Origin of the sequence: Noviluteimonas lactosilytica, assembly GCF_020866925.1 — a bacterium.
In the GTDB taxonomy this organism is placed as follows: domain Bacteria; phylum Pseudomonadota; class Gammaproteobacteria; order Xanthomonadales; family Xanthomonadaceae; genus Noviluteimonas; species Noviluteimonas lactosilytica.
In genome coordinates, this window is record NZ_JAJGAK010000001.1 from 1,746,969 (window position 1) to 1,760,100 (window position 13,132).

The 13,132-nt window shown below is 69.3% G+C and carries 14 protein-coding genes and 1 tRNA gene; 6 read left to right on the forward strand and 9 right to left on the reverse strand.

The genetic code is table 11. The annotated features are described in order from the left end of the window. Window positions 1-3: 3 nt before the first annotated feature. The 4 genes from LK996_RS08375 to queF form a co-directional block, all read right to left on the reverse strand. The gene (locus tag LK996_RS08375) at window positions 4-687 is read right to left on the reverse strand and encodes a vWA domain-containing protein (RefSeq protein WP_230526646.1); all 684 of its coding nucleotides are present in this window, start codon (window positions 685-687) and stop codon (window positions 4-6) included. Window positions 688-800: 113 nt separating this feature from the next. Next, a complete protein-coding gene (locus LK996_RS08380; RefSeq protein ID WP_230526647.1) occupies window positions 801-1,310 on the reverse strand; it encodes a hypothetical protein in 510 nt (169 codons plus the stop codon). A gap of 25 nt (window positions 1,311-1,335) precedes the next feature. Next, window positions 1,336-1,677, reverse strand: a complete 342-nt coding sequence (locus LK996_RS08385) for a LysM peptidoglycan-binding domain-containing protein (RefSeq protein WP_230526648.1) — start codon at window positions 1,675-1,677, stop codon at window positions 1,336-1,338. Window positions 1,678-1,773: 96 nt separating this feature from the next. Beyond that, window positions 1,774-2,589: an NADPH-dependent 7-cyano-7-deazaguanine reductase QueF gene (gene queF / locus LK996_RS08390; RefSeq protein ID WP_230526649.1), complete on the reverse strand. Its 816-nt coding sequence runs from the start codon at window positions 2,587-2,589 to the stop codon at window positions 1,774-1,776. 79 nt (window positions 2,590-2,668) lie between these two features. On the opposite strand from queF, the gene LK996_RS08395 reads away from it, so the two are divergent. Beyond that, the gene (locus tag LK996_RS08395) at window positions 2,669-4,006 is read left to right on the forward strand and encodes an APC family permease (protein ID WP_230526650.1); all 1,338 of its coding nucleotides are present in this window, start codon (window positions 2,669-2,671) and stop codon (window positions 4,004-4,006) included. Between the two features lie 13 nt (window positions 4,007-4,019). On the opposite strand, the gene zapE is transcribed toward LK996_RS08395, so the two are convergent. The 4 genes from zapE to LK996_RS08415 all read right to left on the reverse strand — a co-directional run bounded on the left by zapE (window position 4,020) and on the right by LK996_RS08415 (window position 6,645). Then, window positions 4,020-5,117 carry a cell division protein ZapE gene (zapE, locus tag LK996_RS08400; protein ID WP_230526651.1) on the reverse strand — a complete coding sequence of 366 codons (1,098 nt, stop codon included), beginning with the start codon at window positions 5,115-5,117 and terminating at the stop codon, window positions 4,020-4,022. Beyond that, complete coding sequence (locus tag LK996_RS08405; RefSeq protein WP_230526652.1) at window positions 5,114-5,836, reverse strand: alpha/beta hydrolase; 723 nt, start codon at window positions 5,834-5,836, stop codon at window positions 5,114-5,116. Before LK996_RS08405 ends, zapE begins: the two co-directional genes overlap by 4 nt. Window positions 5,837-5,949: 113 nt before the next feature. After that, on the reverse strand, window positions 5,950-6,465 hold the full coding sequence (locus tag LK996_RS08410; RefSeq protein ID WP_230526653.1) for a c-type cytochrome: 516 nt from the start codon (window positions 6,463-6,465) through the stop codon (window positions 5,950-5,952). A 103-nt stretch (window positions 6,466-6,568) separates the two neighbouring features. Continuing rightward, window positions 6,569-6,645 (reverse strand) — tRNA-Arg (locus LK996_RS08415). Between the two features lie 60 nt (window positions 6,646-6,705). On the opposite strand from LK996_RS08415, the gene ubiA reads away from it, so the two are divergent. Further along, a complete protein-coding gene (ubiA, locus tag LK996_RS08420; protein ID WP_230526654.1) occupies window positions 6,706-7,617 on the forward strand; it encodes a 4-hydroxybenzoate octaprenyltransferase in 912 nt (303 codons plus the stop codon). After that, entirely contained in the window at window positions 7,618-9,057 is a 1,440-nt protein-coding gene (locus LK996_RS08425) for a short-chain fatty acid transporter (protein WP_230526655.1), read from the forward strand. 32 nt (window positions 9,058-9,089) lie between these two features. On the opposite strand, the gene LK996_RS08430 is transcribed toward LK996_RS08425, so the two are convergent. Further along, window positions 9,090-9,839, reverse strand: coding sequence for a ComF family protein (locus tag LK996_RS08430; protein WP_255656535.1), 750 nt, complete (start codon window positions 9,837-9,839; stop codon window positions 9,090-9,092). Window positions 9,840-9,888: 49 nt separating this feature from the next. Between LK996_RS08430 and bioB the strand changes: the two genes are divergently transcribed. Genes bioB through LK996_RS08445 form a run of 3 tightly spaced genes read left to right on the forward strand, consistent with a single transcriptional unit; the run spans window position 9,889 to window position 13,129 of the window. Continuing rightward, the gene (bioB, locus tag LK996_RS08435) at window positions 9,889-10,914 is read left to right on the forward strand and encodes a biotin synthase BioB (RefSeq protein WP_230526656.1); all 1,026 of its coding nucleotides are present in this window, start codon (window positions 9,889-9,891) and stop codon (window positions 10,912-10,914) included. Between the two features lie 2 nt (window positions 10,915-10,916). Continuing rightward, on the forward strand, window positions 10,917-12,134 hold the full coding sequence (bioF, locus tag LK996_RS08440; protein WP_230526657.1) for an 8-amino-7-oxononanoate synthase: 1,218 nt from the start codon (window positions 10,917-10,919) through the stop codon (window positions 12,132-12,134). Next, window positions 12,131-13,129 (forward strand): multidrug resistance efflux transporter family protein, encoded by a 999-nt coding sequence (locus LK996_RS08445; protein ID WP_230526658.1) that lies wholly within the window; start codon window positions 12,131-12,133, stop codon window positions 13,127-13,129. The genes bioF and LK996_RS08445 overlap by 4 nt, the downstream gene beginning before the upstream one ends. Window positions 13,130-13,132: the final 3 nt, after the last annotated feature.

The following is a 13,132-nucleotide window of genomic DNA, read 5'->3' on the forward strand; positions in this document are numbered from 1 at the left end:
CGATCAGGTCGGCGCCGCCGACCACGTGTCGGCGGAAGGCAGCTGCGCCTGGCCGCCCGGGCGCGCTTGCGAGACGACCTTCATGCTCGCGCTCAACCACAGGAAGAGTTCGCGGAACTTCAGGCCGTCGAGCTGCTTCACCGCGGCCACACCCTTGCTGCTGAACTCGCCCATCGTCGCGGCATCCGCGCCGGCGCCGACGGCGAGCGGGAACACCGCGACCTTGTTCGCGCCTTCGGCCTGGCGGCAACGGTCCGCGGCCTGCTGCCACGCGTCGGTCGGATTGCCGTCGGACATCAGGAACAGCCACGGACGCGTGTACGCGACGCCCGCCGACTTGAACTGCAGCTTCTGCTCTTCGATCTTGTCGAGCGCGAGTTCGACGGCCTGCCCGGTGGGCGTCGTGCCGTTGGCTTCGAGCACCGGCGCGGTGAAGTCCATCGCGTCCTGCCAATCGCCGACGACGCTCACGCCGTCGTTGCCGCCGAACTCGACGAGCAGCAGGCGCACGCGCTTGGCGGCGATCGCGTCGGCCTTGAGTTCCTCTTCCAGCAACTTCAGGCCCGCGTTCAACTGGTCCATCGGTGCGCCCGCCATGCTGCCGGAGCAATCGAGCACGAGCACGAGCGGCGTGCGCTGTTCGGTGTTGTCGACGAGCGCGACGTCGGGGATGACGGGCTGGTTCATGGTGTTCCCGGATGCAAGGCCTGCGGCAGTGTGCATGGACGCGGCCTGCAAGAAAATGGGCGCGCCCCCGAGGACGCGCCCATGCGCTGTGCGCTTCCGGTAGCGGCCCCGCGTTACTTCACGTCGAACTCGCGCGTCTGCGCGACGTTGCCGTCGAGCATCACTTCGACCTTGTACTTGCCCGCCGGCCACGGGTTGCTGTTGGTGATCTCGAAGTCGAACACCTGGTCGCCCTGCAGCGACACGTCGCGCGCTTCTTCGTTGACCACCTGGTTGCTGTCGAGGTGCGACCACTTCGCGGCGAGCTTCGACGGCACCGCGACGGCGGCGTCGGCCGTGCGCGTCGTGACCGCGGCGATGATCTTGTCCTTCGTGCCGAACGTGGTCTTCGGCGCGGTGATTTTCATGTCGGTGCCGGCGGCGGAGCCGAGATCGACGCTGACGACCTGCGCGCCGGCGGGGGCGGGCGTCGCCGGCGGCAACGGCGCGGGCGCCGGCATCGTGGCGGTGGTCGACGGCGTGGTGGTCGCCGGCACTTCGGCTTCGCGCTTCTTGCAGCCGGCGATGGCGATGACCGCGACCAGCGCGATCGCGGAGACCTGGATCAGTCGAACAGGCTTCATGTCGGGGGTCCTTCTGATGGGGGGATCAATGCGGCGTGTCGGGCGAGCCGTCGCCATCGAGGTCGATGGCCGGGATCTTCAGCACCTGTCCGGGCTGGATCCGGTCGGGATCGTCGAGCTGGTCGCGGTTGGCGTCGAAGATCGCCTTCCATTTGCTCGCGCGGCCGTAGTGGTCCTTCGCGATGTGCGACAGCGTGTCGCCCTTCTTCACGGTGTAGGTGGTTTCTTCCGGCGCGATGCCTTCGCCGCGCACGGTGCCGGTCACGCCGCTGAAGTCGGGCTTCTCCGGGATCTCGCCTTCGTTGCCGCGAACAGTGCCCTTCACGCCACTGAAGTCGGGGACGCCAGGCTTGCGTTCGTTGGTCATTGCACGGTGCTCCCCCCGGCGTGGGGAATGCCGGGGACGGAACGCAGGGAAGCACGCGGCGCGTTAAGGCCGCCTCACCGCGTCGTGCTGACCGCGTCACTGGCGCAGCGCGCGAACCTCGACGGGCGGCGCGAGGCCGGGCGTGCCGCGCCACGGATTGATGTCGAGGCCGCCGCGGCGCGTGTACAGCGCTTCGACCGACAGGCGTTCGGGACGGCAGCGCGCGAGGAGATCGACGTAGATGCGTTCGACGCATTGCTCGTGGAACTCGGCGTGGTCGCGGAAGCTCACGAGATATCGCAGCAAGCCGGCGGCATCGATGCGCGGACCGCGATAGTCGATGCGTACTTCCGCCCAGTCGGGCTGGCCGGTGACGGGACAGTTGGATTTCAGCAGGCCCGAACGCAGGCGCTGTTCGACGATGTCTTCGCCGCACGACAGGTAAGCAGCATTCGGCGGACCGTAATCGTCGATCGCGACATCGAGCGCATCGACATCGATCACGTCGTTCGCCTCCGTCGCCATCGGCGGCAATCCGAAGCGCACGTCGACCGGCGCGCCCGCGGCTTCCGACAGATCCGCCGCGATGCGCACGCGCACGTCGTCGGCGCTGTCGAAGCGCGTCGCGTTGAATGAGTTCAGATAGAGCTTCAGCGACTTGGATTCGACCAGGTTCGGCGAATCGGCCGGCACGCTGAAGGTCGCGACGTCGACCACGGGCTTGCCGCGCGCATCCAGCCACGAGAGTTCGTACGCGTGCCAGCGATCGCGGCCGGCGAACGGCAGCGTGCCGTCGGCGGCGATGCCGAGCGCCGTGCGCCCAAGCGTGCGCGCGATGGGGAACAGGAGGCCGGCATCGTAGTGCCGCGGATAGTCGACCGGGCGGCCGAGGGGGAGCTCATGGGACGTCATCCCCGCATTCTACGAAGGGGACTCGCACTCCGCGCGTAACCGTGCGACGCTCGGCCGTCACCCGGGGGATAGACACACGATGGACCAGCGTTCGCAACCCGCGCTCGGCGCAGTCCACGGCGAGGCCGCGCTCATCCGTGCGGTCGGCACGTTCGCGCTGACCGCCGCGGTCATCAACGTGATCATCGGCGGCGGGATCTTCCGCATGCCCGCTTCGCTGTCGTCGCAGGTCGGCCTCGCGGCGCCGCTCGCGCTCATCGCCGGTGCGATCGCGATCATCCCGATCGCGCTGTGCTTCTCCGCCGTCGGCAGCCGCGTCTCCGCGACCGGCGGCCCGTACACGTACCTCACCGCGACCTTCGGCCAGTTCGCCGGATTCATCGCGGGCGCGCTGATGTGGATCAGCAACATCACCTCGAGCGCGGGCGTGGCCGCCGCGTTGTCGGAGCAGGTCGCGAACCTCGTGCCTTCGCTCGCCGGCCCGGTGCCGCGCGCGATGGTGATCACCGGCGTGTACGCGGTGCTGTTCGCGCTGAATGCGTTCGGCGTGAAGCTCGGCGCGCGTGCGATCGTCGCGCTCGCGACGCTCAAGCTCACGCCGCTGTTCCTGCTCGCGGCGATCGGCATCTGGTTCGTCGACTGGAGCCAGGTCAGTTTCTCGCTCGGCGCCGTGCCGTCATGGACCGCGCTCGGCGCATCGATGGCGCTGGTGATGTTCGCGTACTCGGGCATGGAAACCGCGCTCGTGCCGTCCGGCGAACTGCGCGATCCCTCGCGCAACGTGCCGCGCGCGACGGTCGCGGCGATTCTGCTCGTCGTGCTGCTCTACCTCGGGTTGCAGATCGTCGGACAGGGCGTGCTGGGCCTCGGCCTCGGCAAGAGCCCGGTGCCGGTCGCCGATACGGCGGCTGCGTTGTGGGAACCGGCGCGCGTCGTGTTCCTGGTCACCGCGTGCATCTCGATGACGGGCTTCCTGATGGGCAACCTGCTCGGCACGTCGCGCCTGGTCTACGCGCTGGGTCGCGACGGTTACCTGCCGCGCGTCTTCGGTCGCGTGTCCGAATCGCACCGCGTGCCGATCAACGCGCTGATCGCGCACGCGGTGCCGGCCTGGATCCTCGCGATCGCGGGCAGCTTCGACACCCTCGCGCTGATTTCCGGCGGCGCGATCTGCCTGGTCTACGGCCTCGTGAGCCTCTCGGCGTGGCGCGCGCAGCGCACCGACATGCGCGAACGAGAGAACGTCACGCCGTTCCTGCTGCCGGGCGGCGCGTTCATTCCCGCGCTCGCGGTCGTGTCGATGGTGCTGATCGTCTTCACGCTGACGAAGAAGGAATTCGCGGCGATCGGCATCGCGCTGGCGGTGCTCGTCGCGATCTACGCGGGGCTGCACTGGCATCGGCGCGGAAGGGCGTAACGCAAAGCCCGCCTTACGGCCGATGTTCCTGGGCGAGGTATTCCGCCGACTGCATTTCGATCAACCGCGACGCCGTGCGTTCGAACGCATGCTTCAGCCGGTCGCCCGAGTACAGGTCGATCGGCGCGGCATCGGCGGTGCAGACGAGGTTGACGTGGCGGTCGTACACCTCGTCGATGAGGTGCACGAAGCGACGCGCCGCGTCGTCCTTCTCGTTCGTCAATCGCGGGATGCCGCCGAGCAACACCGTGTGGCACTCGCGCGCGAGCTCGATGTAATCCGACGTGCCGCGCGGACCTTCGCAGAGCGCGGCGAAGTCGAACCACGCCATGCCTTCGGCGCGCGCACGCGCGGGAATCTCGCGGCCGTCGACCACGAATGGCCCGTCTTCGCGCGGGCAGCCGTGGCTCAACTCCTCCCAGCGCTCGCGCAACCACGCATTCGACTGCGGCTCCAGCGGCGCGCAATACACGGGTGACCGCGTCAACGCACGCAAGCGATAGTCGCGCGGACTGTCGAGGTGCACGACAACGCAGTGTTTTTCGATCAGCGCGATCGCGGGCAGGAAGCGCGCGCGCTGCAGGCCGTCCTTGTACAGCTCCGGGGGCGCTGCGTTCGACGAGGTCACCAGCACCACGCCTTCGGCGAACAGCCGATCGAGCAGGCGCGCGAGCAGCATCGCGTCGCCGATGTCGCTGACGAAGAATTCGTCGAGCACCAGTACGCGCAGGGATTCGCGCCATTGCTTCGCGATCGCGGCCAGCGGATCGCGTTCGCCGGTGTGTTCGCGCAGGCGCTCGTGCACTTCGCGCATGAAGCGGTGGAAGTGCGTGCGGCGCTTCTGTTCGATCGGCAATTGATCGAAGAACAGGTCGATCAGGAACGTCTTGCCGCGACCGACGCCGCCCCACAGGTACAGGCCGCGCGGCGCTTCACGCGTGTCTTTGCCGAACAGGCGCGACAGGAAACCGCCGTCGTTCGCCGGCGCGACGAGCGCGGCATGTAGGCGATCGAGTTCGGCGAGTGCGGCGTGCTGCGCCGGATCGTCCTGCCATTCGCCGCGCGCGACGCCGGCGGCATAGGCCGCCGACGGCTGCATCGAAGCACTCATGCGCCCGGCAACCAGGGACGCACGCCGGCCTTGATCGCCCCGCGCAGGTCCATCAACTTGCGATGGAAGAAGTGGCTGGTTTCGGGCATCAGCACGAATTCCGGCGGCGGCTTCAGCGTGTCGACCCACGCCTTCACCGCTTCGGCGTCGACGATTTCGTCTTCGGCGCCCTGGATCACCAGCCACGGGCAGTTCGGATGCGCGATGTCTTCGAAGTCCCAGCTGCGGCCCACGGGCGGCGCGATCGACAGCAACAGGCCGGGCTTCAGTTCCGACGCGAGCTTGTACGAGATGTAGGCGCCGAAGCTGAAACCGCCAAGCCACAACGTCGCATCGGGAAACTTATTGCGCACCCACGCGACCACCGCGCGCAGATCGTCGGCTTCGCCGCGGCCTTCGTCGAACTCGCCCGCGGACTGGCCGACGCTGCGGAAGTTGAAGCGCACGGTGTTCGCGCCGCTTTCGCGCAGGGCGCGCGCGGCCATCGTCACGACCTTGTTGTGCATCGAGCCGCCCTCGGTCGAGAGCGGATGGCAGATCACCGCGACGATCTTCGCGGAACCGGCGTCGGCATCCGCGCCGGGCGCACCGGCGTCGCCGGGCTGCGTATCGGACGCGGGTTCGGCGTCATCGCATGCGGCTTCGATGCGGCCGGCCGGGCCATCGATGAAGAAGGCATGGTCGGCGGGGGCGACGCCAGGGGGCGTTGGAGAGGACATGCGGGAAATGATGCACGAGGAGCGGTTCAGACCGTGCAATGCCGGTCGGGCCGCGGGGTCCGGAAACGAAAACGCCGCCCGGAGGCGGCGTTCGCAGCGTCGCAGGGCGGCGCTTACTTCACGTTGGCCAGCATCCAGTCGACCGTGGCCTTGACCTGCTCATCGGTGAGCGACGGATTGCCGCCCTTCGGGGGCATCACGCCGGCATCGCCGGTGAAGCCTTCGATGGCGTGCTTGTGCAGCGTCTCGGCGCCCTTGGCCGCGCGCGCGCCCATGCCGGCCGCGGTCATCGTCGGCGCACCGCCCGCACCCGAGGTGTGGCAGCCGGTGCAGAGCTGGTTGAAGATCACCGAACCGTCGAGCGTGCCGTCGTAGGCGACGTTCGCGGCCGCCTTCGAGGCAGCGGCGGCGACCGCGGCGGCCTGCGCGGCGGCGCCGGTCTGGCCCGCGTAAACGGCGCCCGCCGGGGCGATGCGGCCGAGCGTGCGCTGGGCGACGCGCGGGTCCGGATCGTGCACCAGCGTGCCCTGCAGGTAATGCGCGAAGAGGATGAGAATGACGGTCAGCGCGGCCAGGAAGCCGATCACCATCGAGAATTTCTTGAGGAAGTCGAGGTCGTAGTTGCGCACGATCCGTCCAGGGGCGCGTTGCCGCGCAGAAGCCAACAAAGAGCGCGGATTATTCCAGAAGGGCGCGCAGGGCGCGAGCCGACGGGGGTTCCGCATCTGGCCATGGCGCGCCCGGAGGGATTCGAACCCCCGACCAATGGCTTCGGAAGCCACTACTCTATCCGGCTGAGCTACGGGCGCATCGCGATGGCATTCCCGCGTTGCCGCGGGGCGCGCATTCTCGCATACAGGCGGAGGACCATGAGCTACGAACGCGACTACGCGCCGATTCCGCCGCCGGTCCCGGCCTGGCGGGAGCGCCTTGCGCAGTACTGGAAGCTGGTGCGCGGCGACCGCCCGATCGGCTGGCTGCTGCTGTTGTGGCCGACCTGGTGGGGCCTGTGGGTGGCCGCCGAAGGCATCCCGCCGCTGTGGATCCTTGTCGTCTTCACCGCCGGCGTCTGGCTGACCCGTTCCGGCGGTTGCGTGATCAACGACTACGCCGACCGCTGGCTCGACCCGCAGGTCGAGCGCACCCGGGACCGCCCGCTCGCCGCGGGCCGGGTGAGCGGGCGCGAAGCCCTCCTCGTGTTCGCGGTGCTGATGCTGGTCGCGTTCGCGCTGGTGCTGACGCTGAATCGCCTCACGATCCTCATGAGCATCGTCGGCGTGCTGCTCGCGGCGAGCTATCCCTACCTCAAGCGCTACACCTACCTCCCGCAGGTTTACCTCGGGCTCGCGTTCGGTTGGGGCATCCCGATGGCGTTCGCCGCGATCCGGGGCGAAGTGCCGCCGATCGCCTGGGTGCTGTACGGCGCCAACATCCTGTGGGCGACCGCGTACGACACCTGGTACGCGATGGTCGACCGCGACGACGACTTGCGTGCGGGTGCGAAGTCGACCGCGATCCTGTTCGGCGACATGGACCTGGTCGCACAGGGCGTGCTCTACGCGGCGACGTTCCTCGCGTTGTGGCTCGTCGGGCGCCAGGCGGGGCTCGGGGTGGCGTACTGGATCGGGCTCGGCGTCGCGGCGCTGCTCGTCGCGTACGAATTCGCGATCGCGCGCCATCGCGATCGCGATGCGTGCTTCCGCGCGTTCCTGCACAACCAGTGGGTCGGCGCGAGCGTGTTCGCGGGCATCGCGATCGCGTACTGGCAGGCGGCGCACTGAGTGGCCACGCCGACGACGACATCGACGCAGGGCGAACCCACGCCGACGGCCTGGCCCGCGCGCCTGGCCCTGCGCTGCGCCGACTGGACGGAGCGCTGGTTCCCCGATGCGTACGTATTCGCCGCACTGGCCGTCGCGATCGTCGCGCTGGCGGCGCTGGCGTTCGGCGCGACGCCGCACGACACGGTGTCCGCGTTCGGCAAGGGCTACTGGAGCCTGATTCCTTTCACCATGCAGATGGTGTTCGTGGTGATCGGCGGCTACGTGCTGGCGAGCGCACCCGTCGTCGCGCGTGCGATCGATCGGCTCGCGCGCGTTCCGCGAACGGGGCGGGGTGCGGTGGCGTTCGTCGCCGCGGTGTCGATGCTGACCTCGTTGCTCAGCTGGGGCTTCTCGCTCGTGTTCGGCGGCTTGCTCGTGCGCGCGCTCGCGCGCCGCGACGAATTGCACATGGACTATCGCGCCGCGGGCGCGGCCGCGTACCTCGGCCTCGGTGCGGTGTGGGCGATGGGCCTGAGCTCGTCGGCCGCGCAATTGCAGGCGAACCCGGCGAGCATGCCGCCCGAACTCGTGGCGATCACGGGCGTGCTGCCGTTCTCGCAGACGATTTTCCTGTGGCAGTCGATCGCGTTGACCGCCGTGCTGATCACCGTGTCGATCCTCGTCGCGTGGTGGACCGCGCCCACCGGCGAGGCCGTGCGCGGCGCTCCCGATGCGGTGCGCGATGCGACACCTCCCAGCCCCGCGCGCCGCACGCGTCCGGGCGAATGGCTCGAATTCAGCCCGCTGCTCACCATCCTCGTGTCGCTGCTGGCGTTCGGATACCTGGTCAGCCAGTTCGCCGCGCGGCCGGTGAGTGCGGCGATCGCCGACCTCAACACCTACAACCTGTTGTTCCTCTCGCTCGGATTGCTGCTGCATTGGCGGCCGCGCAGCTTCCTCGATGCCGTGGCGCGCGCCGTGCCCAGCACCGCAGGCGTGCTGATCCAGTTCCCGCTGTATGGCGGCATCGCGATGTTGCTCACGGCCGCGCCCGGCGCCGGCGACGTCACGCTCGCGCATCGCCTGTCGGCATTGTTCGTGGAGATCGCGAGTCACGACACGTTTGCGCTCGTCATGGGCACGTACTCCGCGGTGCTCGGGTTCTTCGTGCCATCGGGTGGCGGCAAGTGGCTGATCGAAGCGCCGTACGTGATGCAGGCGGCCAACGAACTGGGGTTCCACCTCGGCTGGTCGGTGCAGATCTACAACGCCGCCGAAGCCCTGCCGAACCTCGTCAACCCGTTCTGGATGCTGCCGTTGCTCGGCGTGCTGGGGTTGAAGGCGCGCGACATCGTCGGCTTCACGTTCGTGCAGCTGCTCGTGCACGTGCCGCTCGTGCTCGGGTTGTTGTGGCTGCTCGGCGGGACGCTGGACTACGTGGCGCCCGTGATGCCCTGACTGCACGCGGTGGCCACGCTCGAACGACATGTTCATGGCGCCCGCGCGCAGACCCATGCGTCGACGCGCTGCACGCCCGCACGAAGCAACGCTTCCGCGGCCGCATGCAAGGTCGCGCCGGTCGTCATGACATCGTCGACCAAGGCGATGTGCGAAGGAACGGGCGCGCCCGCGCGCACCGCGAACGCCCGCCGTACGTTGCGTCGCCGCGCCAGTGCATCGCGTTCCGATTGCGGCGCCGTCGCGCGCGTGCGCACCAGCAGCCGCGAGCGCATCGGCACCTGCAACGCACGCGACAACGGCCGCGCCAGCTCGAGCGCCTGGTCGTAACCGCGCGAACGCAACCGGCCCACATGCAGCGGCACCGGCACGAGCGCATCGGGCCTGTCGAGCGACGCGAACGCCTCCGCCATCAGCTGCGACAACAACCGCCCGGCGGCCAGGTCGTCATGGAACTTGAAGCGCGGCAGGAGCCGATCCACCGGCGCCGCATACACGCAGGCCGCATGCACCTCGCGCAGCGGCGGCGGCCGCATGCGGCACGCGGCGCAGGTCCCCGCGACCGGCAACGGCAATCCGCACCTCAGGCAAGCCGACGTCATCCGAGGCAACGCGCACTCGCAGGCCTCGCACAGGTCCATGCCGGGCAGGCCGGGCTCGCGGCACGCCAGGCACCGGCCGGGCCACAACAAGCGGCTGGCATCGTTGCGCAGCCAGAACCCGAGGCGGGCGCGGAGCCCGTCAACCTGGGGCGGGGAAAGTTGGTTGACAGCGACTGACATGGTTTCCAGACTGCCGGGCCTGCCTCGCCATTGCTGTCGGAAAACCCCCATGCCTGCTGTCAGCCAAGTGCGTAACGACTGGACCCGCGAGGAAGTGCTCGCCCTCTTCGCGCTGCCCTTCCCCGAACTGCTGCATCGCGCGGGCACCGTGCATCGCGAGCATTTCGATCCGACCGAAGTCCAGGTCTCGACGCTCCTCTCGGTGAAGACCGGCGGCTGCCCCGAAGACTGCGGCTACTGCCCGCAGGCCGCGCGCTACCAGACGGGCGTGGAAGCCACGAAGCTGATGAGCACCGAGGCCGTCGTCGAAAAGGCGCGCCAGGCGCGCGCGGCCGGCGCGTCGCGCTTCTGCATGGGCGCCGCGTGGCGCTCGCCGAAGGACCGCGACATCCCGAAGGTCGCCGCGATGATCCGCGAAGTGAAAGCCCTCGGCCTCGAAACCTGCGCGACGCTCGGCATGCTCAGCAACGACCAGGCCCACGCACTGCGCGACGCGGGCCTGGACTACTACAACCACAACCTCGACACCGCGCCCGACTTCTACGGCGAAATCATCCACACGCGCGAGTTCCAGGATCGCCTGGACACGCTCTCGCACGTGCGCGACGCGGGCATGAAGACCTGCTGCGGCGGCATCGTGGGCATGGGCGAATCGCGCGAACAGCGCGCCGGCCTGCTGCACACGCTCGCCACGCTCCCCGCGCACCCGGACTCGGTGCCGATCAATCGCCTCGTGCAGGTTGCCGGCACGCCGCTGGCGGGCACGAAGGAACTCGATCCGTTCGAGTTCGTCCGCACGATCGCGGTCGCGCGCATCCTGATGCCGGCCTCGATGGTCCGATTGTCCGCGGGCCGGGAATCGATGAGCGACGAACTGCAGGCGTTGTGCTTCACTGCGGGTGCCAACTCGATCTTCTACGGAGAGAAGTTGCTCACCACCGGCAATCCCGACACCGAGCACGACCAGCGCCTGTTCGAGCGCCTCGGCCTGCGCCCGATGCACGTGGTCTCGACCGAAGCCGCGTCGGACTGCAGCACCACGGTCCACGCCGCGATCACGGGCGCGGCGGCCTGAGCATGCGCCCGCGCCTGCACGAACGTGTCGCCGCCGCCCGCGCCCAGCGCGCGGCGCAGGCGCGCACGCGGGTGCGGCGCAGCGTCACGCGGCGCGACGGCGTCCGGCTGGAAGTCGACGGCCACTGGCTCACCGGCTTCTGCAGCAACGATTACCTCGGCCTCGCGCAGCAGTTCCAGGTGGTCAACGCGCTGCAGGATTCCGCCGCGCGCGACGGCGCGGGCGGTGTCGCGTCGCACCTCGTGTGCGGCCACCATGCGACGCACGACGCGCTCGAGAAAGAACTCGCCGACTGGCTCGGCGTGCCGCGCGCCTTGTTGTTCGGCAGCGGCTACATGGCGAACCTCGCGGTCGTGCAGGCCTTCCTCGGCGACGAGGACGTGTGCGTGCAGGACCGCCTGAACCACGCGAGCCTGATCGACGCCGCGCGCATGGCCGGCTGCAAGTTGCGCCGCTATCCGCACGCCGATCCCGAAGGTGCGCTGCGCCAGTTGCGCAGCGTGCCGGACACCGGCGCGATGCTCGCGACCGACGGCGTCTTCAGCATGGACGGCGACGTCGCGCCCATCCGCGAACTCGCGGTGATCGCGCGCGTGCAGAACGCGATGCTCTATGTCGACGACGCACACGGCGTCGGCGTGCTGGGTCCGGAAGGACGCGGCACCGTCGCGTCCGCGCGGCTGGGCGTGGACGCGGTGCCGCTGCAACTGGTGACGCTCGGCAAGGCGCTCGGCAGCTACGGCGCGGCGGTGGTCGGCGACGCCGACTTCATCGCGCACCTGGAAGAAACCGCGCGTCCCTACATCTACACGACCGCGTTGCCGCCGGCGCAGGCAGCCGCCTCGCTCGCCGCGGTGAAGCTCGCGCGACGCGAACAATGGCGACGCGAGAAGCTCGTCACCGCGATCGCGCGCTTCCGCAACGGCGCGGTCAAGCGCGGCTTCGAACTCATGGCGTCGCACACGCCGATCCAGCCCTTGCTGTGCGGCGAGGAAACGCACGCGCTCGCCTTCGCCGATGCGCTCGAAGCACAGGGCTTCTGGGTTTCGGCGATCCGTCCGCCGACCGTGCCGGAAGGCAAGTCGCGCCTGCGCATCACGATCTCCGCCTTGCATACGCCGCAGGACATCGATGCGCTGCTCGATGCGCTCGCATGGGCGCGCGACGCCGTCGGCCAGGGGTTTGGTGCGTCCGCCGACGCGACCGCGACGCACGCATGACGCACGGTCCGCACGACGCGCGCCGCGCTCTCGCGGCCATCGGCATCGCTTTGTTGTCCGCGCTGTTCTTCACCTTGACCTACGTCCTCAATCGCGCGGCCGCGAACGAGGGCGGCCACTGGCTCTGGACCGCTGCGTTGCGCTATCTCATCACGCTGCCGCTGCTGTTGCCGCTGATGCCGTGGCAGGGCGGCATCGCGCCGGTGTGGCGCGCGATGCGTGCGCATCCGCTCACGTGGTTGAAGTGCAGCACGATCGGTTTTGTCGTGTTCTACCTGCTGCTTTCGTTCGCCGCGTCGAGCGGGCCCTCGTGGCTGGTCGCGGGCAGCTTCCAGTTCACCGTGGTCGCGGGCATGTTGTGCGAGCCACTGCTGTATCGCGATGCGCGCGCGCGGGTGCCGAAGGCCGCGCTCGGCGTCGGGGTGCTGATCATCGCGGGTGTCGTGCTGCTGCAGTTCGGTTACGCGGAAGGCACGCTCAATCGCGCCGCGTGGATCGCGCTGGCGTGCGTGTTGATGTCGGCGGTGCTGTATCCGATCGGCAATCGCCTTCTGTTGCTGCATCTCGAACGCACCGGCGAACATCTCAACGCGACGCAGCGCGTGTTCGGCATGACGCTCGCGAGCCAGCCCGCGTGGCTGGTCGTTGCCGCGCTCGCGTACGCGAACGCCGGCGCGCCGTCGATGGGCCAGGTGTGGCTCGCCGCGGGCGTCGCGCTCGGCGCGGGCATCATCGCGACGATCCTCTTTTTCCAGGCCACCGGTATGGTGCGCGACTTGCCGGCCGCGCTCGGCGCCGCCGAAGCGATGCAGGCCGCGGAATTGTTGTTCGCGATCGGCCTCGGTGCGTTGTTCCTCGGCGAAGCCTGGCCGCGCGGCGTCGCGCTATGGGGCGGGGCGCTGGTGATCGCGGGCATCGGCTTGTTCGCGTGGCTGGTGTCGCGACCGACGCAGGCGCCGGCGCACGTCGTCGCGCCGGAGGAACCGCACGCATGAGCG

Coding starts and splice junctions, on each gene's coding strand:
- bioF (WP_230526657.1), top strand. CDS start 10,917: ATGCGCCCGCGCCTGCACGAACGTGTCGCCGCCGCCCGCGCCCAGCGC.
- LK996_RS08395 (WP_230526650.1), top strand. CDS start 2,669: ATGGACCAGCGTTCGCAACCCGCGCTCGGCGCAGTCCACGGCGAGGCC.
- ubiA (WP_230526654.1), top strand. CDS start 6,706: ATGAGCTACGAACGCGACTACGCGCCGATTCCGCCGCCGGTCCCGGCC.
- LK996_RS08380 (WP_230526647.1), bottom strand. CDS start 1,310: ATGAAGCCTGTTCGACTGATCCAGGTCTCCGCGATCGCGCTGGTCGCG.
- LK996_RS08445 (WP_230526658.1), top strand. CDS start 12,131: ATGACGCACGGTCCGCACGACGCGCGCCGCGCTCTCGCGGCCATCGGC.
- zapE (WP_230526651.1), bottom strand. CDS start 5,117: ATGAGTGCTTCGATGCAGCCGTCGGCGGCCTATGCCGCCGGCGTCGCG.
- LK996_RS08405 (WP_230526652.1), bottom strand. CDS start 5,836: ATGTCCTCTCCAACGCCCCCTGGCGTCGCCCCCGCCGACCATGCCTTC.
- LK996_RS08385 (WP_230526648.1), bottom strand. CDS start 1,677: ATGACCAACGAACGCAAGCCTGGCGTCCCCGACTTCAGTGGCGTGAAG.
- bioB (WP_230526656.1), top strand. CDS start 9,889: ATGCCTGCTGTCAGCCAAGTGCGTAACGACTGGACCCGCGAGGAAGTG.
- LK996_RS08430 (WP_255656535.1), bottom strand. CDS start 9,839: ATGTCAGTCGCTGTCAACCAACTTTCCCCGCCCCAGGTTGACGGGCTC.
- LK996_RS08375 (WP_230526646.1), bottom strand. CDS start 687: ATGAACCAGCCCGTCATCCCCGACGTCGCGCTCGTCGACAACACCGAA.
- queF (WP_230526649.1), bottom strand. CDS start 2,589: ATGACGTCCCATGAGCTCCCCCTCGGCCGCCCGGTCGACTATCCGCGG.